Below are 21,885 nucleotides of genomic sequence, written 5' to 3' on the forward strand. Positions count from 1 at the left end.
GTCGCCGAACTTCAGTGGCTGAAGCCTTCGAGCACATCTTCGAGGTCGCGCAGTTGCCCAGGCGGGATCAGCCGCGCCAGAGGCAGGCGGCTGGAGCCGCCACCGATCGGCACCTGCACCGCCTCCAGCGCCTGGCGGGCGCACACCCCGGCCCCCTGGTCGAGCCGGGCGGCACATTCGATCGCCAACGGGCCATCGAGGCCCGCATCGCCCAGGTAGAGGTGCCAGCCGGCGATCTGCAGGTAGAGCCGCTCGGCGAGGGCCTGGCGAAGGTCTTCGATCTCTGTGGCCGAGAGCGTCATGGCCGCAGGGGGCAAGGGGAACTGCTCATGGTGTAGCCCCATCGGAAGCGGGCGGCCGCCGGCTCAGCACCACGCACAGATGCACCAGCCACAGCCCCCCCCAGCCCAGGCTCAGCCAGCCCAGATGGTTCCAGGGGTGGCGCAGACCCTGCACCACCCAAAGCCCGCTGTTGATGGCGGCGAAAGCCATGCCGTGCAGGGTGAGGTTCACGATCCGCTCGAAGTGGCGATAGGTGGGGTCTGTGGGATCGGCGGGGCCGTACCAGCGGATCGGCATGGTTGTTGCGCGGTGAGCCGCCGCAGGAAGCTGCCTCGATTGTGGCCCCAGGGCCTGGGCCTGTTGACGGAAGGGCCCTCCGTGCGGTGAGAATGTGTGGGCACGCGCTTGTAGCTCAGCGGATTAGAGCATCTGACTACGGATCAGAGGGTCGGGAGTTCGAATCTCTCCAGGCGCGCTTTCAACGTTTCCCCTTTTCGTTTCCTCTCACCGCCCACCCGGGCGGTTTTTTTTGCGCTTCCGCGCCAGCAGCCCTGCGGGTGGGTCGATTTCCTACGATCCGTTCCATCAGGCGACGTACCGATCGATGACGGACTCCAGCGGCGAGGCCCTCAACCATTCCCTGGCGAGCGGCGATCCCGCCATCGCCGCCCTGATCGGCAAGGAGCAGGAGCGTCAGCAGCACCATCTCGAGCTGATCGCCAGCGAGAACTTCACGTCCCGGGCCGTGATGGAAGCCCAGGGCTCGGTGCTGACCAACAAGTACGCCGAGGGCCTGCCCCACAAGCGCTACTACGGCGGCTGCGAGCACGTTGATGCGATCGAGGAGCTGGCCATCGCCCGCGCCCGCCAGCTGTTCGGCGCCGACTGGGCGAACGTGCAGCCCCACAGCGGCGCCCAGGCCAACTTCGCCGTGTTCCTGGCTCTGCTGCAGCCGGGCGACACGATCCTGGGCATGGACCTCTCCCACGGCGGCCACCTCACCCACGGCTCTCCCGTGAACGTGTCGGGCAAGTGGTTCAAGGCCGTGCATTACGGCGTTTCCCCCGACACCGAACAGCTCGATTTCGCCCACATCCGCGAGCTGGCGCTCGAGCACCGCCCCAAGCTCATCATCTGCGGTTATTCCGCTTACCCCCGCACGATCGATTTCGCCGCTTTCCGCGCCATCGCTGATGAGGTGGGCGCCTATCTGCTGGCCGACATGGCCCACATCGCCGGTCTGGTGGCCGCAGGTGTGCACCCCAGCCCTGTCCCCCACTGCCATGTGGTCACCACCACCACCCACAAGACCCTGCGCGGCCCTCGCGGTGGCCTGATCCTGACGGGTGATGCCGCCTTCGGTCGGCAGTTCGACAAGGCCGTGTTCCCCGGCAGCCAGGGCGGCCCCCTGGAGCATGTGGTGGCCGCCAAGGCCGTGGCCTTCGGCGAAGCCCTCCAGCCGTCCTTCCGCGCCTACAGCCAGCAGGTGGTGGTCAATGCCAAGGCGATGGCGGCCCGCTTGATGGAACGCGGCATCCGGGTGGTGTCGGGAGGCACCGACAATCACCTGGTGCTGCTCGATCTGCGCTCGGTGGGCCTCACCGGCAAGGTCGCCGACCTGCTGGTGAGCGATGTGAACATCACCGCCAACAAGAACACGGTGCCGTTCGACCCCGAATCGCCTTTCGTCACCAGCGGCCTGCGCGTTGGCAGCGCCGCGCTCACCACCCGCGGCTTCGATGCCGAGGCGTTCGTGGAAGTGGCCGATGTGATCGCGGATCGCCTGCTGCATCCCGAGGACGCCGTGGTGGAACTGCGCTGCCGCGAGCGGGTCCGGGCGCTGTGCTCGCGTTTCCCCCTGTACGGCCCGGTCCGCGTGGCCCAGCCGGTCTGAGCTGCCCCTCCTCCCTAAGCTGCTCGCCAGGACAACCAGGCCCATGGCTCACCCTGTGATGAACCATCCCGCCTTGGCCTGTGCGCTGTCGGCGTTCCATCCCCCCAGCCACGCCCTGAGCCTTCAGCTGAGAAGCCTTTCGCAGTCGTGAGTCTTCTCCGCAACCCGGTCATCGCGGCCTTCGTCACCTTCGGTGTCGCGTCCCTGCTTACGGCGTTGGTGGTGCCGCTGGTGCGGCGGCTCGGGTTGCGGCTGGGTCTGTTCGACCCGCCCGATTCACGCAAGCAGCACAGCATCCCGATGGTGCGGCTGGGCGGGGTGGGCATGGTGCTCGGGTTCTCGCTGGCGCTCACCTGCATCTGGGCGCTGGGGGGCTTCGGTACCCTCTCGCCCGCCAAAGACCAGCTGATCTGGACGACGCTGGCGGGCTCGCTCTGTTTCTTCGTGATCGGCCTGGCGGACGACCTGTTCGCCCTGCCGCCCCTGCCCCGGCTGGCGGGTCAGGTGGCCGTGGCCATGGTGGTCTGGAGCCAGGGCGTGCGCATCGGCGCGATCGATCTGCCGTTCGGCCTGTTCGGCCAGCCGCCGGCGAGCCTCGTGCTTCCCGATGCGCTGAGCCTGCTGGCCACGCTGATCTGGCTGGTGGGCATCACCAATGCGATCAACTGGATCGACGGCCTCGACGGGCTGGCCGCGGGCGTGGGCGGCATTGCCGCGATCGGTCTGCTGTCGGTGAGTTTCAGCCTGCAGCAGAGCGCCGCCGGGCTGCTGGCCGCCGCGCTGGCGGGGGCCTGCTTCGGTTTCCTGCGCCACAACTTCAACCCCGCCCGCATTTTCATGGGCGATGGCGGCTCCTACTTCCTCGGCTTCGCTCTGGCGGCGATCAGCATCGTGGGGCCGGCCAAGGGGCTCACCACCGTGAGCCTGCTGTTTCCGCTGCTGATCCTGTCGCTGCCCCTGGCGGACATGTCGGCGGTGATCATGGGCCGGCTCAGCGAGGGCCATTCCCCCTTCTATCCCGACCGGCGCCACCTGCACCACCGCTTGCTGCGGGCCGGCTTCAGCCATCGCCGCACGGTGCTGCTGATCTATGCCTTCACCCAATGGCTGGCCACCCTGGCGCTGGTGGCCGCCAACGTGGAGATGCGCTTCCTCTGGCTGGCGATCGCCACCGCCATCCTGATCGGCGCCGTGATGGGGTCGCGCAGCCACCTCGCGGCCCAGCTGCCCGCTCCCCCCTGCGACGGCGGCGGCAACCGACCCAGCTGAGCGCAGACGCTGCCAGCCTGGGTTGGCCGGGATGATGCTGAACCGATGAGCTCTCAGCCAGTGGGCGGTGCGCAGATGGGCGAAGGTGACAGGGCCGCGGCCGAGGTGCTCTGCATCGGCACCGAGCTGCTGCTCGGCAACATCCTCAACAGCAACGCCCGCTGGCTGGCCGAAGAGTTCGCTGCCCTCGGCCTTCCGCATTTCCGCCAGACCGTGGTGGGGGACAACCGCGAGCGGCTGATCCAGGTGGTGCGCGAAGCCGCGGCCCGCAGCCGTCTGCTGATCTGCACCGGTGGCCTCGGCCCCACCCCCGACGACCTCACCACCGAGGCGATCGCCGCCGCTTTCGGCACGCCGCTGGTGGAGGTGCCGCAGGTGTGGGAAGACATCCAGGCCAAGCTGGCCGGCCGGGGTCGGCCGCTGGCCGCCAGCAACCGGCGCCAGGCGCTGCTGCCCGAGGGCGCCCGCGTGGTGCCGAACCCCACCGGCACCGCGCCGGGGATGCTCTGGAGTCCGCCGGCAACCTCCCTGCCAGACGGCCACATCCAGCCGGGTTTCACCGTGCTCACCTTCCCGGGGGTGCCGAGCGAACTGAGGCCGATGTGGCAGCAGAGCGCCGTGCCCTGGCTGCGGGAGCAGGGGTTGGCGGGGGCCTGTTTCCAGAGCCGGCTGCTGCGTTTCTGGGGCATCGGCGAATCCACACTGGCCGAGCAGGTGGCCGACCTGCTGGCCCTCGAGAACCCAACTGTGGCCCCCTATGCCGGCACCGGTGAGGTGAAGCTGCGCCTCACGGCGCGGGCCGCCAGCACCGCCGAGGCGGCGGCGTTGCTCGCGCCGCTGGAGGCAGAGCTGCGCGCCCGCACCAGCACCCTCTGCTTCGGCGCCGACGAGGAATCGCTGGCTTCTGTGGTGCTGGCGTTGCTGCGGGCCCGCGGGGAAACCCTGGCGGTGGCGGAGAGCTGCACCGGCGGCGGCATCGGCGCTGCTCTGGCGGCCGTGCCCGGCGCCTCCGATGTGTTCCTCGGCGGGGTGATCGCTTATGCCAACACGATCAAGCAGCACCTGCTCGGGGTGACAGCCACCGCGCTTGAGCGCCATGGTGCGGTGAGCGATCCGGTGGCCCTGGCCATGGCGGAAGGGGTGCGCCGCAGCACCGGCGCCACCTGGGCGGTGTCGGTGACCGGCATCGCCGGCCCGGGCGGTGGCAGCGCCGAGAAGCCGGTGGGCCTGGTGCACATCGGCCTGGCGGGCCCGCAGGGCAGCCGCAGCGAGGCGGTGCGTTTCGGCAGCTCCCGGGGCCGCGCCTGGATCCAGGCCGTCACCGCCGGGGAGGCGCTCAACCGCCTGCGGCTGCAGCTCATCGCGCCCGCCTGATTCCGACCGCCCGCACGGCTCGGTTTTAGGGTGTCGTCAGACCCCTGTGGACAAACGGTGAGCGCCGGCACCCTCTACGACAAAGTGTGGGATCTCCACCGCGTGGCGGAACTGCCGGGTGGCTCCACCCAGTTGTTCATCGGCCTTCATCTGATCCATGAGGTCACCAGCCCGCAGGCGTTCGCCGCCCTGAGGGATCTCGGCCTGGGGGTGCGCCACCCGGAGCGCACCGTCGCCACGGTGGACCACATCGTGCCCACCACCTCCCAGGCCCGCCCCTTCGCCGATCCCCTGGCCGAGGAGATGCTGGTGAATCTGGAGCGCAACTGCGCCGCCCACGGCATTCCCCTGCACGGGATCGGCAGCGGCCGGCAGGGAATCGTGCACGTGATCGCCCCTGAGCTTGGCCTCACCCAGCCCGGCATGACCGTGGCCTGCGGCGATTCCCACACCTCCACCCACGGCGCCTTCGGGGCGATCGCCTTCGGCATCGGCACCAGCCAGGTGCGCGACGTGCTCGCCACCCAGAGCCTGGCATTGAACAAGCTGCGGGTGCGCCGCATCTGGGTGGATGGCGCCCTGCCCGCTGGCGTGTACGCCAAGGATCTGATCCTGCACGTGATCCGGGTGCTTGGGGTCAAGGGAGGCGTCGGTCATGCCTATGAGTTCGCCGGCCCCGCCGTGGCGGCTCTGTCGATGGAGGAGCGCATGACCCTCTGCAACATGGCGATCGAGGGCGGCGCCCGCTGCGGCTACGTCAATCCCGATGCCACCACCTTCGCCTACCTGGAGGGGCGGCCGATGGCCCCCTCTGGCGCTGCCTGGGAGCGGGCAGTGGCCTGGTGGTCGAGCCTGGCCAGCGATGCCGACGCCAGCTACGACGACGAGGTGCGCTTCGATGCCTCCACGCTGTCGCCCACGGTCACCTGGGGCATCACCCCGGCCCAGGGCATCGGCGTGGATGAAGCGGTACCCACCCCTGAGCAGCTCGATCCACAGGAGCGGCCCATCGCCGAGGAGGCCTACCGCTACATGAACCTCAGCCCCGGCGCAGCGATCGCCGGTCTGCCGGTGGATGTCTGCTTCATCGGCAGCTGCACCAACGGCCGGCTCAGCGACCTGCGTGCCGCCGCCCTGGTGGCCCGTGGCCGCCACGTGGCCGATGGCATCCGGGCATTCGTGGTGCCTGGTTCCGAGCAGGTGGCCCGCGCCGCCGAAGCTGAAGGCCTCGACCAGCTGTTCCGCGCGGCTGGGTTCGAGTGGCGCGAACCCGGCTGCTCGATGTGCCTGGCGATGAACCCCGACCGCCTGGAAGGGCGCCAGATCAGCGCCAGTTCCAGCAACCGCAACTTCAAGGGCCGGCAGGGTTCCGCCAGCGGCCGCACCCTGCTGATGAGCCCGGCGATGGTGGCCGCCGCCGCCGTCCGCGGCCATGTCACCGACGTGCGCGAACTGCTCGCCGAAGTCGGCCCAAGCACCACCGCCTCCCGCCAGCCTTCTCTCACCGCCTGACGCCGTGATCGCTTCCCCTTCCCTGCCCCCCCTCACCGATGCGGTGAGCGCCAGCAGCTTCCCGATCGGCCCGATCCCCAGAGTCGAAGGGCGTGCGTTGGTGCTTGCCGGCGACGATATCGACACCGACCGGATCATCCCGGCCCGCTTCCTCAAGTGCGTCACCTTCGAAGGCCTGGGGGAACAGGTGTTCGCTGACGACCGCAATGAGCTGGGCGGCAGCCATCCCTTCGACCGCCCCGAGCACAGCGGTGCCCGGCTGCTGCTGGTGAACCGCAACTTCGGCTGCGGATCGAGCCGGGAGCATGCGCCGCAGGCGCTGATGCGCTGGGGCATCCGGGCGGTGATCGGCGAAAGCTTCGCCGAAATCTTCCACGGCAATGGCCTGGCGCTCGGTTTGCCTTGCCTCACCAGCGGCCACGAGCAGATGCTGGCCATCCAGGCCCATGCCAGTGCCCACCCTTCCGCCTCCTTCCTGCTGGATGTGCAGGCCGCCGAGCTGCGTTGCGGCGATCAGGTGTGGGCCCTTGAGCTGGCGCCCGGGCCGCGGCAGATGCTCACCACCGGCCAGTGGGATGCCACCGGCCAGCTGCTCGCCAACGACGACGCGCTGGTGGCCACTGTTGCCCGTCTGCCTTACCTGAACGGGTTCTGAGCAGCAGGGGCGCCTGCTCGCTCAGAACAGGCCATCGCCGGTCTGTCCGCGCATGCGCTGCTCATACGGCACGAAGGGCACGCCGGTGCCCTTGAAGCCGAAATCGTTCAGCCGCACGCGCACGCCACCGATCCCTTCATAGGGGCTGTAGTAGACGCTGAAGGCGTAGGAGCGGCGCTGCCAGCGCAGCTCCACGTACGAGCCTGTTATCTCGCCGTAGTTGGGTGAGCTGGCATCCACGTTCAGGCCGATGCCGCCATTGAGCACCAGGGGGCCCACCAGCTGCTGGGTGAGGCCGATGCCCACGGTGCCCAGATCCACGGCGGCATCGAAGGCAAACGGGCTGAGGCCATCACGCAAGCTGATGCCACCGGTGATGGTGAGCTGGGTGTAATCGAGGAAGGACCTGCTGAAGTGGCCCAGGGTGAGCGTGGGCCCGCCGGAGAGCGAGAACACGTTCTGGCGGGTGCCATCTCCGAAGTAGGCCAGGCTGGCAGAGATGTTGGTGTTGAAGGTGAGCCCCGGCACGATCGGCACCGGCGAATAGCGCAGTGCCCCTTCCGGGGTGGAGGGCAGCGGCTTGCCTCGCCAGAGGGTGAGGGAGCTGTTGATGGCGCCGAAGGCATTCCCGCGCCACAGCTGGGCAAAGTTCTGCGATTCGCCGCCGTTCTCGAAGAACTCGTTGCTCTGATAGTTGCCAATACCCAGCCGCCAGAAGTAGCTGTTGCTGAAGTTGCCAACAGGCGGCAGCTCGCCACGCTGTTCGATCGAGGTGCCGTAGGCGGAATAGACGTCCTGCTCGCCGAGCGTGCCGTTCCAGATGCGGAAGCGATAGGCGCCGAAGATGCGCGACTTCACTTTGCCCAGCAGCGGCAACTTGAGTGGGCGCACCAGTTCGCCCCAGCTCCGGGTGCCGTTGGCGAAGTTGGCGGGTTCGAAGGTGGAGATGTCGAGGTTGAGGTCGGCGTCGAAGCCGAACAGCGGCGCCTGCAGGCGCGCTTCAAGGCCGAACAGATCGCCGAGGGTGCTCGGTTGCGACTGAGGATCCGCTCCGGCGGATTGTCCGGGCAGTGGATAGCTGCTGGTGGTGCCCTCGTAGGCCCGCTGCAGCAGGAACTGGGGCTCGAGTTGCAGGGTGCCGCGCTGGCCGATGCCGATCGGCTTGAGGCGGCGGCCCACGTAGAAGCCGTCGCGGTCTTCGTTGTCGACGCCCAGCACCCAGCGGTTCTGCACCTCCTGCTCCTTGCGGATGCGGGTGCGGCTGGTGACATTGATCGGCAGGCGATCTTCCAGGATCAGCCGGTTGCGACGGGAGGTGATCACCGTGTCGCCGTTCTTGTCCTGCACGGCCAGCACGTCGTCGGCGTCCATCCACGACTGGGCGGGCGTGAATGGATCGTTGGTGAAGCTGGCCCGATCGGCCCGCCAGCCTTCGGCGGTGAGCACGGCGCGGGCGGCTTGAAAGCGCAGCCGGGTGAGGGTGCCGTCCACCAGTTTCGGGTTGCGGTTGCTCTCCAGCTGCCGCACCTGGGGCGGCCTGGCGGGCCCGAAGTCGTTGTTGGTGTTATCCCCGTCATCGGTATTGGCGTTGCCGCCGCCTGGAACGCCGAAGCGGCGCTCGGAGGCCAGGCCGGCGCGCACCTGCAGATCGCTGATGCGTTGATCGGTGAGGGCGGCGATCGCCTTGCGGCGTTCCGCCTCCTGGGCGCGCAGGGCGCGGAAGCTGGGCCGCTCAGGCGTCTGGTCGGCGCTGGTGGTACCCGCGTTGGTGCCAGTGCCAGTGCCGTTCGCAGCACCGGCACCGGTGCCGGCCGGGGGCCGGGCAGGGGGCTGGGGCTCGGCGGGGGCGGTGCCGCCCATCGCGACCTGCTCCAGCGCTTCGGCCAGGGAGCGGGGCCGCTCGGGCGGCTCGGCGCCGCGGTTGGGGCAGCCCTTGGGCGGCAGCAGCTCAGCCTGCGGGTTCGCCGTGCGGGCCGGCGGGTTGCCGAAGCGGTGCCGGAGCCCGATCAGGTAGGCGTTGCTTCCTTCCCGTACACCGCTGTAGACCCCGAAGGCGCCCGAGCGGTGATGAATCCGGCCCACCACCGACCACTGCGGCGAGAACGCCCCTTCCACCTCGAAGGCGAGATAGTTGAGAAACTGCGCGCAATCCTCGCGGGTGCCGCATTCGAAGTTGCTCAAGCTGGTGTTGAGGCTCACCCCCTGCACGATGCCCAGGCTGAGCCAGGGCTGCAGCCAGGCCCGCAGCCCGATGCCGGCGGTGATTTCCCCGAAGCTCTGGGCGGCGATGCCGGCACTGTTCTCAGCGGCGGCCTTGTGCCCCAGCAGGTTGAGATCGAGTTCGAGGGCGAAGGGTCCGGCCTGGAGCAGGCGCCGCTGCAGGCCGGCGCCCAGCAGGTAGTCGTTGCGCAGGGACCCCTGGAACACAAAGGTTTCGCCGAAGCCGGCGTTGGTGGTCTGACCAGCCCATGCCGTAGCAGCCCAGGGATAGGGGTGCCAGTCCGGGATCGGCGGCAGCTCGGTGGGGCAGGCCAGCGATGGCGGTGGGCCCAGGGGCTCGGCGGGGGGCACCTCCGGATTGAGATCCACAGCGGCAGTGGTGAGGTCGAGCACGCCGTAGACGTCCTCCATCTCGCCACGACCTTCGATCAGGTTGAAACGCAGCTTGCTGGCCTGCAGGAACTGGTTGCCGCGCTGGAACCGCACGCTGCCAGTGGCGTAGACGGTCCGGCTCACGGTGTCGTATTCGAGCCGGTCGGCCATCAGGCGGCCACCCGCCATCTGGGCCGACACATTGCCGGTGGCCACATAGCGGTTGATCACCAGATCGAAGCCCTGCTGATCGGCGGTGATGTCGAGCAGCAGGGGCGGCGGGGAGGCCGCCGCGGCCGCCGGTGCGGGCGCCAGATCAGCCGCTGGGCCACCGCCGGGCAGCGGCACCGGGCTGGGGTCCTGGCCCTGGCTGGGAAAAGAATCCGGACGGCCGCTCTCTGGGGTTGTGGCGTTGGCGTTGCCGGTGCCAGCGGCCGGGGGTGGCACCGGTGCGGCGGGCAGGGAGGCGGGATTGCCGGGATTGCTCGATGGGGTGGCCGCGCCCGCAGCGCTCGCGTCGCCGAGTGCCAAGGGGCTGAGCGCGCCCTCATCCCCAGCAGACTCTGTGCCCGGCGTGACGCCGGCGGCTTCCAGGGGCTGGGGGGATGGGGGAAGGTTGCGGGCCTCCACACTGGGAGCACCCGACCAGGCCACGAGCACGCCTGCAACCCCAATGGCCCAGCTGAGTGGGTTGGCTGAGGGCACGCGATTTCCCAATCAGCGGCTGATCCTGCCACGACGGCCGTGGTCAGAGGCCGCTGTCGGGCAGGGCGAGCACTGGCCCAGCGCCGGCCCGAAGCGGGACGCGGTGCGCTGGGCCGGGGGATTCAGTCTTCGAGGTCCTTGCGGCTGGGGGTGCGGCTGGGATCGCTGGCCAGGAAGCCGAAGACGAAGATGCCGATGAAGAAGAAAACGACCGAGTAAACCGAAATCTTGAGAGCGAGCATGGTCCGGTCCGGCGGGTGACAGGGAGTGACAGGCGCCAGGCGGGCCCTGAACGACCCTTCGGCAGCGGCATCATCCTATGGGTCGCACCCGACCGGAAACGATGACGCAGGGCCTCGATCCCGAGCTTCGCCCCTGGATTGAAACGTTTCGATCACGTTCCTGCCTCGACCTGCACCCCCGCTGGTGCCGCCGCTTCCCCGATGGGGAGTGGCGTGTGGCCCTCGGTGAGGCCTGGGGACGGCGGTGCCGGCCCGATTGGCACGCCCGAGGCCTGATCCTCTGGCCCCGCGGTGGCCAGGAGCTGCTGCTGCGGACCACGCTGGTGTGTCCCGAGCCGTGGCGCGGCGAGCCTGACCCGCCGGGCCTGGCCCGGTTGGTGCTCAGCTGGTGGGCCGCTGAGGCCGAGCTGCGCGTCGATGGGCAGCCGGTGCATCGCGGTGATCTGTTTGATGCGGCCTGCCGCTGGCGGCTGCCGGAGCGCTGGTGGCGCGGAGAGCCGCTGCAGCTGGAGCTGGAGCTGCGCAGCCCGCTGCACGACGATGGCGCGCTGATCCACAGCCGGATCGAGGCCGAACCCCTCGATCGCCGCGATCCCGGCGGCCTGCTGCTGGCCACGGCCCTGGAGCTCGCCGCCCTGCGCGAGACGGCCGGCAGCCCGGCTCCCGCCAGCCCTGCGCCAGGCGATGACCCGGCGGCGCTGAGCCTGGAGGCGGCGGCGGCGCGGGCCCGGGCGGTGCTGGCGCCGCCGGGTGGTTTCCAGGTGGCGGGCCATGCCCACCTGGATCTGGCCTGGTTGTGGCCGGTGGCGGACACCTGGCAGGCGGCCGAGCGCACCTTCCGCTCGACGCTGGCGCTGATGGAGCGCGACCCGTCCCTCCATTTCGGTCATTCCACCCCGGCGCTCTACGCCTGGCTGGAGCAGCACCGCCCCCAGCTATTTGCCGCGATCCGCGCCCGCATGCGGGAAGGGCGCTGGGAACCGCTCAATGGCCCGTGGGTGGAAACCGATGCCGTGCTGATCGGCACCGCGTCGCTGCTGCGCCAGTTCGAGGAAGGCCAGGAGTACAGCCGCGCCACCTTCCCGGAGTGGGAGCACCCGATCGCCTGGCTGCCCGACAGCTTCGGCTTCGGCGCCGGTCTGCCGGTGGTGGCGGCGGCCACCGGGGTGCGCTGGTTCTGCACCCACAAGCTGGCCTGGAATGCCACGAATCCTTTCCCGCACCGGCTGTTCCGCTGGCGGGGGCGCTGCGGCGCCGAAGTGCTGGCGCTGATGACCGCCCCGATCGGCACCGGCGGCGAACCGGTGGCGATGGAGCGTTACCGCCTGGAGTGGCAGCGGGCCACCGGCCACGAGGAAGCTCTCTGGCTGCCGGGCGTGGGCGACCACGGCGGCGGCCCGACGGCGGAGATGTACGAGCAACTGGCGCTGTGGCAGCAGCAGCCCGCCGCTGCCCCGCAGGTGCATGGCGGCGTGCGCCCCTACCTGGCACGGCTGGAGCCCTGCCGCGCCCAGCTGCCTGTGTGGCGCGACGAGCTGTACCTGGAGCTGCACCGGGCCTGCCCCACAAGCCGGCCCGACCAGAAACGCCACAACCGCACCCTGGAACGGCTGCTGCGCGAAGCCGACCTGGCGGCGGCGCTGCTGTGGGCTGGTGCGGCCGGCCAGGCGGCGGCCGGCTCGGCCCGCGCCGGGTGGCGCACGCTGCTGTTTCAGCAGTTCCACGACATCCTGCCGGGAACGTCGGTGGCGGAGGTGTTCGAGCAGGCGGAGCCACAGTGGCGCCGGGCCCGCCGTGAGGCGCGGCAGCGCCGCGATCGCCTGCTGCTGGCCTGGCTGCAGCGAGGGGCGCCGGCGGCTGCGGCTTCGCCGGCCGGCCAGCCCTGGTGGGTGATGCGGCTGCAGCCCCTGCCGGCGGCGGCGCTGACGCTGCGGCTGCCGGCGGGCTGCTGGACACTCGCGCAGCGGCCCCTGCCCCAGCAGGTGGCACCGGGAGGCGGCTGCTGGGTGCAGGTGCCGCCTGCGGCCGGGCTCACACCCCTGGCCCTGGAGCGCCGGCCGCTGCCGGCAGTGGCGCCAGCCGCGCCGCCAGAGGAGGTGCAGGCGCCGGTGTGGAGCGCGTCGCTCGGGGAGGGGCGCTGGCGGATCGGCAACGGCCTGCTGACGGCCGAACTGGGAGCGGACGGGTTGGAGCAGCTCTGGGGCGCCGACGGGCAGCCCCAGCTGGCGGCACCGCTGCAGTGGCGCCGCTGGCGCGACAGGGGTGAGTTCTGGGATGCCTGGGATCTGGCGGCGGATCACCGCGACCACCCGCTGCCGCTGGCGTGGGAGCCGGCGCTGGAGCTGGTGGAGCAGGGGCCCCTGTGCGTACGTCTGGTGGCACGGGGGCAGTGCGGGGCCAGTCCGTTGCGGTTGGATCTGCGCCTGCTGGCGGGCAGCCCCTGGCTGGAGCTGGTGCTGCGGGTGCACTGGCGCCAGCGCCATGAGCTGCTGCAGCTGGAGGTGCCGCTGCAACAGCGGGCCTGCCGCTGGGCGGCGGACACCGCGGCGGGCGTGCTGGAGCGTCCCGCGGTGCCTTGCACCGCCCGCGAGCAGGCCCGCTGGGAGGTGCCGGCGATCGCCTGGACCTGCAGCCAGGCGGAGCGCGGCGGCCTGGCGCTGCTGCTGGATGGGCCGCAGGGTGTGTCGGGCACGGCGGAGCGCCTTGGCGTATCGCTGCTCCGCGGCCCCACCTGGCCCGATCCCGGCGCCGACAACGGCCTGCAGCGCCTGCGGCTCGCGCTGATGCCCTGCGCGGATGGGTGGCGTCAGGCGGCGGTTCCGGCGGCGGCCCGCGCGTTTCGCGCCCCCACCTGGTGCCATCCGGCGGCCGAGCCAGCCACGCCACCACCAGCGGCGCTCGCCCTGGGCTCGGCCCAGCTCGACCCGGTGGTGATTGCGCCGGATCCGGAGCCGGGCGTGGTGCGGCTCACGGTGCAGAACCTCTCGCCCTGCCGGCAGCCGCTCGGTTTGTCAGCGGGGTGGCAGGTGATCGGGCCGGTGGAGGGTGGCGCTCAGGCGCGGATGGATGGAGTCGTGGAGGGCCGGCCGGCAGAACCGCTGCTGAGGCCCTGGGAGCTGCGCCAGCTGCGGGTGCGGCGGTTGGCGCGCGCTCAGGATCAGTCGTCGTGATCGTCGAAGGGATCGGTGAGGCCCTTGGACGGCGGGCCGAAGGCGAGGTAGACCCCGAAGCCGGTGAGGGCGAGCAGCGCCACCAGCACGGTGATCGCGATCGACAGGGCGGGGGAGGAGGTTTCGGTCAAGGAAGGGGCGGCTGCTGGGGGTGGCGGAGGTGGATCACAACTCTCGACAGTGACCGCGCCGGTCTCCGCCTCGACCCTTACAGTAACGATCCCCACCCATGTGTCCGAGAGGCTCACCCGCCATGGCGCAACGCACCCCACTGGGAAATCTGCTCCGCCCGCTCAACTCCGAGTACGGCAAGGTGGTGCCCGGTTGGGGCACCACGCCGGTGATGGGCATCTTCATGGTGCTGTTCCTGGTGTTCCTGCTCGTGATCCTGCAGCTGTACAACAAGTCGCTGCTGCTCGACGGCATCACCGTGAACTGGAACGGCCTCGGCTGATCTGCCTCTGAATCCTCCGGCCTAAGAGTCTGGCGGCACAGGCTGCCGGGCCTGCCGCTTTGCCGCCTGTTTTCGCCTCAGTTCCTGACCCAGGCTCCGCTGCATGAACATCTTCGGGATCGGGCTGCCGGAAATGGCGGTCATCGCGGCCATTGGCCTGCTGGTGTTCGGCCCGAAGCGGTTGCCCGAGCTGGGGCGCACCCTGGGGCGCACGCTCAAGGGCTTCCAGTCGGCCTCCAGCAACTTCGAGCAGGAGTTCCGCAAGGCGATCGACTCCGAAGCCGACACGGTGGTGACCGCCACCAGCGTGGCGATCAACGAGGCTCCCGCCCCCGCCGCTGAGACTGTTGCACCTGCACAGGCCACCACCACTGCTTCTCCTGTTCCAGCAGCCAGCTCCGCCGCAGCGGCTGAACCCCCTGCTGCCAGCGAACCGCCTGCGGCGGCCGCCTGAGTTCAACGCTTCGCTTCTGCCACTCTGCTTCCGCCGCTACGTTTTCCGCCGCTTCGTTCCGCCACGGCCATGACCGCCTCTTCCACGCCGGGCGGTGAGGCCCGCACGGGCGACCTTCAGCTGGTGGTGGGCCTGGGCAATCCCGGCGACAAGTACGCCCGCACGCGCCACAACGTGGGCTTCATGGCCCTGGAGCGGCTGGCGGCGCGCGAGCGGGTGAGCTTCCGCGCCAATGCGCGCCTGCAGGGCCTGCTGGCGGATGTGGGCCAGGGGGCCCAGCGCCTGCGGCTGCTGATGCCCACCACCTACATGAACGAGAGCGGCCGGTCGATCCGTGCCACGCTCGACTGGTTCGGCCTGCGTCCTGACCAGATGCTTGTGCTCGTCGATGACATGGACCTGCCGCTGGGTCGCCTGCGGCTGCGCCTGGCCGGCAGTGCCGGCGGCCACAACGGCCTGCGCAGCACGATCAGCCATCTCGGCAGCCAGGAGTTTCCCCGGCTGCGCATCGGCATCAGCGCCCCGGCCGATGACCCGGTCACGCGCAAGGCCCGCACGATTTCCCATGTGCTGGGCCGCTTCGAGCCCAGCGAGCAGGCCTGCGTGGAGGCGGTGCTCGACGAGGTGCTGGCGGGGCTGGGGGTGATCCAGCGGCTGGGCTATGAACGGGCCGGTAATCGTCTGAACAGTTTTCAGCCCGCAGCGGCCTGAGGCTGAGCCGGGTACCTCCGCCCGGCTGATGTTGATGGTTTCGCCTCCGCCTCCTGTCTGACTCCGTGCGTTTCCTTCCTCCGTGAGCCGTCTTCCCGCCACCACCGCCCAGCTGCGGGTGCTGCACCAGAGCTTCACCCAGAAGCTGCTGGAGGGCGAGGTGGTGGCCGGCGGCTTCGCCTGGACCTTCCGCTGGGCGTTCGATCGCGGTGAGCTGACGGTGGAGCCCTCGCTGGGTCGTGCCCTGATCCAGGACGCACTGCTGCGGTTTCTGCTCAAGGCCGACTACCAGCTGGAGCCCGGCGGTGACTACGCCTTCACGGTGCGGGCGCGCTTCTAGAAGGCGGCTGGCGGCAGGGATGGGGGCCGCGACAGCGGATGGCCGAGGTGGCGTTCGAGCAGCAGCTGGGCGACGACATCGTCCCAGGGGCCGGGCGGCTGGCGCAGGCCTTCGGGCAACAGGCGCCGCCAGCCGCGTGGCGGGAACAGCTGCCAGAAGCGCCGCCGTGCCTCAAGGGTGGTGCGGCGCTCATCCACCAGCTGCAGGGGCAGCAGCGGCGCCAGGCGCTGGCTCCAGTGGCGGCTGCCGGTGCCGTCGCCGAGCACCACGCCGGCCACGGCGCCTTCGGCCTGCCAGGCGCGCAGCTGCGCCAGGGCCTGCTCCGGCTCCAGGATCAGGGCGGCCAGCACCTGCTGCCGCGCCGGGTCGCAGCGCACCAGGCCGCACTTGCAGCGGCCCGGATCGAGCGCGGCGAGGGGACCATGGGCGGGAAGCGGCAGGGGCTCCGGTGGTGACGCGGCGGCCGCCGGCGTGGGGCTCATGAGGGGCGCTTCGGCGGGGAGGGGGGCGTGGGGCCGCCATCGAGGCGGCGAATCTCCAGCACCACCGGATCGGGCGTTTCGGCCTCGCGCACGGCCACGGCCTCCAGGCTCACGGCCTGCCCGGCCGGCCGCTCACTCAGCTCCCGCCCCAGCTGGTTGAAGCTGGCCACATCGAACTGCACCCCATCCACCAGCGACCCCTGCCGCTGCGCCTTGGCGAAGGAGGCGGCCAGCAGCAGGTTGAGCCGGTTGCGCACCTGCTCGGGCGAGATCTCGTTGCCTTCCAGCCGCGTGGTGGCCATCACCTCGCCCTGGCGGATCACCTGCTTGTTGGGCCGCAGGTCGGGGAAGCCGAGCACCTGCTGCTCGCCGCGCAGCACATTGGCGGCCGAGAGGATGCTCACCACCCAGTTGCCACCTTTCTGGATCAGGGCCTCCAGCTTGGCGATGTCTTCACGGGGCACCAGCAGGATCGGCCGGTTCACCGGTTCCCCCGGCAGCACCCGCTGAAAGGCCGACTGGTTGGCCTGGCGCAGCAGGGCATCGATGGCGGCACGGGCCTGGCCCGGCTGCTTGACGCTCACCTTGGCGGTGGCCAGCGGCTGGCCGCTGCTGATCACCACATCGCCGCGGCGCAGGGCGATCAGCTTGGTTTCCAGATCTTTGAGTTCGGCCTGGCCGGAGGCGATCTGCCCCTTCACGCGGGCCAGCTCCGCTTCGGTGCGGCGGATGTCCTGATCGCGGGCGCGGATGTCGCTGTTGAGCCGATCGCGCTGGCGCAGCAACTGCTGCTGCTGGTTCTGCAGCGGCTGCAGCTCACGCCGCAGGCGGCCCGCCTGCTGCTCCACCGCCACCAGCTGGCGGCGGGCCTGCTGGCGGCCCCGTTCGGCCCGGCCCACGGCCTGCTGGGCGTCGCGCTGGGCCGAGAGGCTGCGCTTCAGGGCGGCATCGCTGCGTTGGACGGCGTCGCGGCTGTCCCGCAGCTTCTGCTCGAGGCTGTCGAGCTCGAACAGGCCGGTGCGCAGCCGCTGGCTCACGGCCAGCATCAGGCCGAGCGAGACGGCACTGATCAGGCTGCCGGTGAGCACCGTGATCAGCACCGCGGTGTTGCGCGGGCGGAGGTTGAAGAGGCTGAGCCGGGCCTTGCCGACGCGGCTGCCGAGCCGATCGCCGAGGGTGGCGAGCACCCCCCCGAGGGTCAGCAGGGCCAGGATCAGCAGCCAGCCGGACACGATTCAGGGCGAGGGGGTCCAGTATCGGCCGCGGGCCTTCAGCTGAAGCGTTTGGCCAGCGCCACCGGATCGAACACGGTGATCTTCTTGCGATCCACCTGCACGAGGCCGGCCTGACGCAGGTCGCCGAGCAGGCGGGTGATGGTGACGCGGGTGGAGCCGATCGCTTCGGCGATCGCCTGGTGCGACAGGCGCAGATCGATGGTGATGCCCTCGGCGCCGGGGACACCGAAATCGCGGCAGAGCACCAGCAGGAAGCTCACCAGCCGCGAGGACATGTCCCGGTGGGTGAGGGTCTCGATCATGGTCTCCGTCTGCAGGATGCGGGAGGAGAGGCCTTGCAGCAGCAGCAGGCCCACGCTGGCGTCCTGCTCGATGGCGCGCCGCACGGAACTGGCCGGGGCGGCCACCAGCTCGACGCGGGTGAAGGCGACGGCGTGATAGAAGCGATCCGAGCGCTGGCCGGTGAGCAGGGAGAGCACGCCGAAGAGGCTGTTCTCGCGCAGCAGGGCCACGGTGATCTCCTCACCCGACTCATAGACGCGGGACAGCCGCACGGCGCCACGGCGCAGCAGGTAGACGCGCTCGGCCGGGTCGCCGGGGAAAAAGATCGTTTTGCCGCGCTCCACCGTTTCGCTGGTGCAGCCGCTCAGCCCACGCATGACGTCCAGCAGGGTGCTGGAGCCACTGGCGGAGGAGGCCAAGCCGCTGGTGACGGGCGCGGGGGTGGTGCTGGTGCGGCTGAATCCGCGCATCGCGCCGACCATGACGGTTGGACAAGTGGTTGGAAGCTACGGATCGACTTCCGTGCTCCATGTAGCCGATCACACTAACTGGACGGTTCCCTGTGGACATCCGTCTGCAGAATCCCAGTGCCGACGGGATTTCCGCAAAGTAGTACAAGCGTATGCGCTAGGGGTGGTGTCCGATCCTTGATTCCGGGTCTGGCGCCGCTACATTCGGTTTCGCGAAGCCACCGGGGTGTTGATGACGGCCAGCCTGCTCAACCCCTCCATGTCCAGCGGTGGTGTGCCTTCTGGTGCTGGCCCTGCCGGTGGCCCCCGTTCCCACGCCCCGGGGCGCCCCCATGGCGCGGCAGCAGCGGCGCCCGTGGCCGCCGTGGCACCACGCCCGCTGGCCCTGGTGCCCCCGGCCCAGACCGAAGGCCTGCTGCAGGTGCACACGGCACCGTTTCGCGGCAGTTTCTCCGGCGTGTTCAGCCAGGCGTTGCGCAGCGCGGGGCTGGGCAGCCGGGTGCTGATCAGCCAGTTCCTCAAGGGCGGCGTGGACCAGGGGCTGGAGCGCAGCCTGTGGCTGTGCGGCCGGCTGCAGTGGCTGCGGCCCGCCATGCCCGCCTGCCTGACCGAACCGGCCGAGGCCGATGCGGAGCCCGAGGGGCCCGGTGCGGAGCAGCAGCAGGCGGTGCTGGAGGTGTGGGGCTACACGCGGCGCCAGCTGCTGGACGGGGCGGTGGATTTGATGGTGCTCGACGAGCTGGGTCTGGCGATCGCGCTGGGCTACCTGCCGGCGGCGGAGGTTGAGGCCACGTTGGAGCAACGTCCCGCCCATCTCGATGTGATCCTCACGGGGCCATCGATGCCGCCCGCGCTGCTGGCGATGGCCGACCAGGTGACCCAGCTCCGCCGCAACTGCTGACCCCATGCTCAAGTGCGACCGCTGGATCAACGAACAGGCCGCGGCGGGCATGCTCGAACCGTTCCAGGCCACGCTGGTGCGCCACCTCGATGCCGAGAACCGCACGGCGCCGGTGCTGAGCTACGGCTGCTCCTCCTACGGCTACGACCTGCGGCTCTCACCCAAGGAGTTCCTGATCTTCCGGCACGTGCCGGGCACGGTGATGAACCCGAAGCGGTTCAACCCGGCCAACCTGGAGCCGGCGCCGCTGCACCACGACGACGACGGTGACTACTTCATCCTGCCCGCCCATTCCTACGGCCTGGGTGTGGCGCTGGAGCTGATGCGGGTGCCGGCCAACATCACCGTGATCTGCCTGGGCAAGAGCACCTATGCGCGCCTCGGCATCATCGTGAACACCACGCCCGCTGAAGCCAGCTGGGAGGGCCACCTCACCCTGGAATTCAGCAACTCGTCGGGCGCCGATTGCCGCATCTACGCCAGCGAAGGCATCTGCCAGCTGCTGTTCTTCGAAGGCGAACCCTGCCAGACCACCTACAGCGACCGGGCTGGGAAGTATCAGCATCAGCCGGAGCGGGTGACGTTAGCGAAGGTTTGATTTTGGTTGAGGGGGGTGCGGAGTTGCGGAGCAGGGTGATGGGCTTGCGTTTGTTTTCTGTTTATGGGCATAGAAGCCGAGAGAGTTGATGCGATTTCATCGCTTCAAACGTGTGGTTCAAGAAGACTTCCCCTTAGAAGAGGCCACCAGGCTGTGTAACGTCCTGCACAGTAGTTATCTGACCCGCGAACCACAGTGGCTCATCTCAGCAGACTGACCAAAACCCCTGCAGCATCAGGCTTGAAGGATGCTTGGGGAAGCCTGGTCACTGTGGTTTGCAGAAAGGGAACGCCTATGGGGTGTGGTTTGCGGAACTGTCCAAGAACAAGTAAGGCTCCAGCACAAGCTCGTCTCGCTAAGCAACCGCCCAAAGCAGATCATGAAAGTCGTTGGAGGCATCCCTTCCATTGCAGCCAAAGAATCTGCACGCATCTATAGGCTTCCCCCCAATGAACGCGCCCTTGCTATTCACTGCTACCCACCTGGCAGGGCCGTTACATTTTCATTCTTTGCGAGAACTGAGACCAATCAGATTTCACTCCGAGTTTCTTTAGAAGGCCCCTTTAGCTCACAGACTAAAGACTTTCTTGTAACAGATGCATGGCAGCGATTTGAGCTCTCAATGAAGAATGATATTTCTCTTCAACCCCTCAAAGTCTTTTTGTCTAATGCGTCCTCAACTACAGTGCATTCAGATGTGGCTATTGCCTTCCCACAGTGTGAAGAAGGCCTGTTCGCAACAAGCCCAATACCGCCCGACGTAGAACTCCCAGTGGTAGTAGCCTCTGCTTCCGAGACTGGTTCAACACGTAGTGCGGATAGAGCATGGATTGACAAAGATAAGACTGGCATAGAGATTGACTCCAATTCTTCTACGGTAATTCTTGTTGCTAAACCAACTCCAACAACTGCCCAGATTCAAGATGATCAATTCTTGACTCTTTTTTCATTTTGGTGCTCCGAGTCAACCTCAGAGCTAAGTATTGGAATCTCTGGCAGTCACAACTGTGCATTTGTCATAAGAAAAAGAACTGCCGAGAATGTTGAATTCACGTGTACAAGCTACATCGCAGGATGTGATCTTTACTTTGTATGTGCTGTATTTGATCAAGGCACCGTCAGCCTCATTGTGAATGGTGCAATAGCGGCAAGGCTCCTGCTAAGCGAATCAATGGTATTTGAACGAATCTACCTTGGTTGCTCACATGGATGCCAGGTGGATTCATTCAGTGGCCATTTTATGCGCTTCATCATCTACGGCACCCCATTGCTATATCCAAGAATTCTTGAAATGTATTGCGAATGCTGCCCAGGCAATGTGAATTATACCTATGCGTACATGCTGGACTACTTTCGCTATGCTTTGACTGACGATAGTGAAATGGCAACATTGGATGCGTGCATGGCGGACGAGGGGTTTTCATTCTTTATTAGACAACTTCAATTTGCGATACCGGAAGTTTTTGAGCAGTTCCCTCCTCATGGCGAATTTCAGGAAGCTGATATTCGTGATTGGGTACTGGCCATAATCAAAAGGCCTGGTGTTCGTGCCTCAAGAGAATCATATTCGAAGATTAGACGAACGGATTTGAGGCTGGCCTATACCCTGCCAGGTGATGGCTCTGCTACGGATCTTGTAGAGAAACAGTACCGGATAGAGTTTAAGATATGGGGGCGCCACGGATATAAAGATGTTCCGTCTCAGCCGATGAAGTATATGACTGAAGATGAGCTTGTTGGCGCATCCATCATGATTGACAGACGAGCGACGCCTTCCATTTGTGACTTTGAAGATTATGTTCGCGCCAATCCTGATTACCAATGCATATCAATCAAAGAGATCCCTGTCATGGAGGCCAATCTACGATACTTCGTATCATTCCATCGTGATCTACGATACAGAATGCTGCGGATGATGATAAACATTTTATTGCCCATTCCCGGGCCCTCACTCAAGATAGCCTCTGATGTCTTGCCTGAAGCCAGTCGAGGCCGAGATGACGAAGATATATGAGCGGGTTGAGTACGTTATCGTTTTATAACGTTCTGCAAGTCATGTGATCGCTGTGCCAGTAGCAGATTCAGATGGTTAAGCCTAATTCTATACTGTTTCAATCTTTATTGTTTCACCTAGGGACTATGTCGAGCACCCTCTCTCCTCAGCAAGATGTGGAATAGACTCCAGAACCTGATCATATCGAATGAGCCTAGCATGCCCCTTGAGTGGACAGGCTACCACTAGCACTCTGCAGTCTCATCACAA

Annotated in this window: 21 protein-coding genes and 1 tRNA gene; 14 read left to right on the forward strand and 8 right to left on the reverse strand. The window is 67.8% G+C overall.

Features of this window, described 5'->3' with window-relative positions:
• Positions 1-11: 11 nt before the first annotated feature.
• Entirely contained in the window at positions 12-302 is a 291-nt protein-coding gene (locus tag KQ303_RS13490) for a DUF3181 family protein (RefSeq protein WP_259730695.1), read from the reverse strand.
• Between the two features lie 25 nt (positions 303-327).
• The gene (locus KQ303_RS13495; protein ID WP_094513610.1) at positions 328-579 is read right to left on the reverse strand and encodes a hypothetical protein; all 252 of its coding nucleotides are present in this window, start codon (positions 577-579) and stop codon (positions 328-330) included.
• A gap of 104 nt (positions 580-683) precedes the next feature.
• Between KQ303_RS13495 and KQ303_RS13500 the strand changes: the two genes are divergently transcribed.
• The 6 genes from KQ303_RS13500 to KQ303_RS13525 all read left to right on the forward strand — a co-directional run bounded on the left by KQ303_RS13500 (position 684) and on the right by KQ303_RS13525 (position 6,986).
• A tRNA-Arg gene (locus tag KQ303_RS13500) sits at positions 684-757 on the forward strand.
• Positions 758-886: 129 nt separating this feature from the next.
• Positions 887-2,176, forward strand: coding sequence for a serine hydroxymethyltransferase (glyA, locus tag KQ303_RS13505; protein ID WP_259730696.1), 1,290 nt, complete (start codon positions 887-889; stop codon positions 2,174-2,176).
• A gap of 147 nt (positions 2,177-2,323) precedes the next feature.
• Positions 2,324-3,445, forward strand: coding sequence for an MraY family glycosyltransferase (locus KQ303_RS13510; protein ID WP_094513604.1), 1,122 nt, complete (start codon positions 2,324-2,326; stop codon positions 3,443-3,445).
• A 45-nt stretch (positions 3,446-3,490) separates the two neighbouring features.
• Positions 3,491-4,819 carry a competence/damage-inducible protein A gene (locus KQ303_RS13515; RefSeq protein ID WP_259730697.1) on the forward strand — a complete coding sequence of 443 codons (1,329 nt, stop codon included), beginning with the start codon at positions 3,491-3,493 and terminating at the stop codon, positions 4,817-4,819.
• 57 nt (positions 4,820-4,876) lie between these two features.
• Positions 4,877-6,331: a 3-isopropylmalate dehydratase large subunit gene (leuC, locus tag KQ303_RS13520; RefSeq protein ID WP_259730698.1), complete on the forward strand. Its 1,455-nt coding sequence runs from the start codon at positions 4,877-4,879 to the stop codon at positions 6,329-6,331.
• A gap of 4 nt (positions 6,332-6,335) precedes the next feature.
• Positions 6,336-6,986, forward strand: a complete 651-nt coding sequence (locus tag KQ303_RS13525; protein WP_259730699.1) for a 3-isopropylmalate dehydratase small subunit 2 — start codon at positions 6,336-6,338, stop codon at positions 6,984-6,986.
• Positions 6,987-7,007: 21 nt separating this feature from the next.
• Here the strand turns inward: KQ303_RS13525 and KQ303_RS14660 are convergent, their stop codons facing one another.
• Both KQ303_RS14660 and KQ303_RS13535 read right to left on the reverse strand, forming a co-directional pair.
• Complete coding sequence (locus tag KQ303_RS14660) at positions 7,008-10,283, reverse strand: DUF3769 domain-containing protein (protein ID WP_311134168.1); 3,276 nt, start codon at positions 10,281-10,283, stop codon at positions 7,008-7,010.
• Positions 10,284-10,405: 122 nt separating this feature from the next.
• On the reverse strand, positions 10,406-10,525 hold the full coding sequence (locus KQ303_RS13535; protein WP_006172424.1) for a photosystem II reaction center protein I: 120 nt from the start codon (positions 10,523-10,525) through the stop codon (positions 10,406-10,408).
• Between the two features lie 101 nt (positions 10,526-10,626).
• On the opposite strand from KQ303_RS13535, the gene KQ303_RS14665 reads away from it, so the two are divergent.
• Positions 10,627-13,695 carry an alpha-mannosidase gene (locus tag KQ303_RS14665; RefSeq protein ID WP_311134169.1) on the forward strand — a complete coding sequence of 1,023 codons (3,069 nt, stop codon included), beginning with the start codon at positions 10,627-10,629 and terminating at the stop codon, positions 13,693-13,695.
• On the opposite strand, the gene psbN is transcribed toward KQ303_RS14665, so the two are convergent.
• Positions 13,683-13,826, reverse strand: coding sequence for a photosystem II reaction center protein PsbN (gene psbN, locus KQ303_RS13550; protein ID WP_233133062.1), 144 nt, complete (start codon positions 13,824-13,826; stop codon positions 13,683-13,685). The genes KQ303_RS14665 and psbN overlap by 13 nt on opposite strands.
• A gap of 122 nt (positions 13,827-13,948) precedes the next feature.
• Between psbN and psbH the strand changes: the two genes are divergently transcribed.
• The 4 genes from psbH (at position 13,949) to KQ303_RS13570 (ending at position 15,654) form a co-directional block, all read left to right on the forward strand.
• On the forward strand, positions 13,949-14,149 hold the full coding sequence (gene psbH, locus KQ303_RS13555) for a photosystem II reaction center phosphoprotein PsbH (protein WP_071800830.1): 201 nt from the start codon (positions 13,949-13,951) through the stop codon (positions 14,147-14,149).
• A gap of 103 nt (positions 14,150-14,252) precedes the next feature.
• Positions 14,253-14,603, forward strand: coding sequence for a TatA/E family twin arginine-targeting protein translocase (locus KQ303_RS13560; RefSeq protein WP_259730700.1), 351 nt, complete (start codon positions 14,253-14,255; stop codon positions 14,601-14,603).
• Positions 14,604-14,672: 69 nt separating this feature from the next.
• Complete coding sequence (gene pth, locus KQ303_RS13565) at positions 14,673-15,314, forward strand: aminoacyl-tRNA hydrolase (protein ID WP_259730701.1); 642 nt, start codon at positions 14,673-14,675, stop codon at positions 15,312-15,314.
• Positions 15,315-15,396: 82 nt separating this feature from the next.
• Positions 15,397-15,654: a DUF3146 family protein gene (locus KQ303_RS13570; protein ID WP_094513590.1), complete on the forward strand. Its 258-nt coding sequence runs from the start codon at positions 15,397-15,399 to the stop codon at positions 15,652-15,654.
• Here KQ303_RS13570 and KQ303_RS13575 read toward each other — a convergent pair.
• From KQ303_RS13575 to ntcA, 3 genes are read right to left on the reverse strand one after another with little or no spacing between them, the layout of a single operon-like run.
• Positions 15,651-16,136: a resolvase gene (locus KQ303_RS13575; protein WP_259730702.1), complete on the reverse strand. Its 486-nt coding sequence runs from the start codon at positions 16,134-16,136 to the stop codon at positions 15,651-15,653. The two genes, KQ303_RS13570 and KQ303_RS13575, sit on opposite strands and share 4 nt — an antisense overlap.
• A complete protein-coding gene (locus KQ303_RS13580) occupies positions 16,133-17,368 on the reverse strand; it encodes a DUF3084 domain-containing protein (RefSeq protein ID WP_259730703.1) in 1,236 nt (411 codons plus the stop codon). Before KQ303_RS13580 ends, KQ303_RS13575 begins: the two co-directional genes overlap by 4 nt.
• Before the next feature lie 38 nt (positions 17,369-17,406).
• Entirely contained in the window at positions 17,407-18,135 is a 729-nt protein-coding gene (gene ntcA, locus KQ303_RS13585) for a global nitrogen regulator NtcA (protein ID WP_259730704.1), read from the reverse strand.
• Between the two features lie 220 nt (positions 18,136-18,355).
• Between ntcA and KQ303_RS13590 the strand changes: the two genes are divergently transcribed.
• The 3 genes from KQ303_RS13590 to KQ303_RS13600 all read left to right on the forward strand — a co-directional run bounded on the left by KQ303_RS13590 (position 18,356) and on the right by KQ303_RS13600 (position 21,636).
• Positions 18,356-19,024 (forward strand): cob(I)yrinic acid a,c-diamide adenosyltransferase, encoded by a 669-nt coding sequence (locus tag KQ303_RS13590; RefSeq protein ID WP_259730705.1) that lies wholly within the window; start codon positions 18,356-18,358, stop codon positions 19,022-19,024.
• Positions 19,025-19,028: 4 nt separating this feature from the next.
• The gene (dcd, locus tag KQ303_RS13595) at positions 19,029-19,622 is read left to right on the forward strand and encodes a dCTP deaminase (RefSeq protein WP_259730706.1); all 594 of its coding nucleotides are present in this window, start codon (positions 19,029-19,031) and stop codon (positions 19,620-19,622) included.
• Between the two features lie 247 nt (positions 19,623-19,869).
• Complete coding sequence (locus KQ303_RS13600; RefSeq protein WP_259730707.1) at positions 19,870-21,636, forward strand: hypothetical protein; 1,767 nt, start codon at positions 19,870-19,872, stop codon at positions 21,634-21,636.
• Positions 21,637-21,885: the final 249 nt, after the last annotated feature.

The organism is Synechococcus sp. CS-1333, from assembly GCF_025128015.1.
In the GTDB taxonomy this organism is placed as follows: Bacteria; Cyanobacteriota; Cyanobacteriia; order PCC-6307; family Cyanobiaceae; genus MW101C3.

Coding starts and splice junctions, on each gene's coding strand:
- KQ303_RS13490 (WP_259730695.1), bottom strand. CDS start 302: ATGACGCTCTCGGCCACAGAGATCGAAGACCTTCGCCAGGCCCTCGCC.
- KQ303_RS13495 (WP_094513610.1), bottom strand. CDS start 579: ATGCCGATCCGCTGGTACGGCCCCGCCGATCCCACAGACCCCACCTAT.
- glyA (WP_259730696.1), top strand. CDS start 887: ATGACGGACTCCAGCGGCGAGGCCCTCAACCATTCCCTGGCGAGCGGC.
- KQ303_RS13515 (WP_259730697.1), top strand. CDS start 3,491: ATGAGCTCTCAGCCAGTGGGCGGTGCGCAGATGGGCGAAGGTGACAGG.
- KQ303_RS13535 (WP_006172424.1), bottom strand. CDS start 10,525: ATGCTCGCTCTCAAGATTTCGGTTTACTCGGTCGTTTTCTTCTTCATC.
- KQ303_RS14665 (WP_311134169.1), top strand. CDS start 10,627: ATGACGCAGGGCCTCGATCCCGAGCTTCGCCCCTGGATTGAAACGTTT.
- psbH (WP_071800830.1), top strand. CDS start 13,949: ATGGCGCAACGCACCCCACTGGGAAATCTGCTCCGCCCGCTCAACTCC.
- KQ303_RS13560 (WP_259730700.1), top strand. CDS start 14,253: ATGAACATCTTCGGGATCGGGCTGCCGGAAATGGCGGTCATCGCGGCC.
- pth (WP_259730701.1), top strand. CDS start 14,673: ATGACCGCCTCTTCCACGCCGGGCGGTGAGGCCCGCACGGGCGACCTT.
- KQ303_RS13575 (WP_259730702.1), bottom strand. CDS start 16,136: ATGAGCCCCACGCCGGCGGCCGCCGCGTCACCACCGGAGCCCCTGCCG.
- ntcA (WP_259730704.1), bottom strand. CDS start 18,135: ATGGTCGGCGCGATGCGCGGATTCAGCCGCACCAGCACCACCCCCGCG.
- KQ303_RS13590 (WP_259730705.1), top strand. CDS start 18,356: ATGACGGCCAGCCTGCTCAACCCCTCCATGTCCAGCGGTGGTGTGCCT.
- dcd (WP_259730706.1), top strand. CDS start 19,029: ATGCTCAAGTGCGACCGCTGGATCAACGAACAGGCCGCGGCGGGCATG.
- KQ303_RS13600 (WP_259730707.1), top strand. CDS start 19,870: ATGCTTGGGGAAGCCTGGTCACTGTGGTTTGCAGAAAGGGAACGCCTA.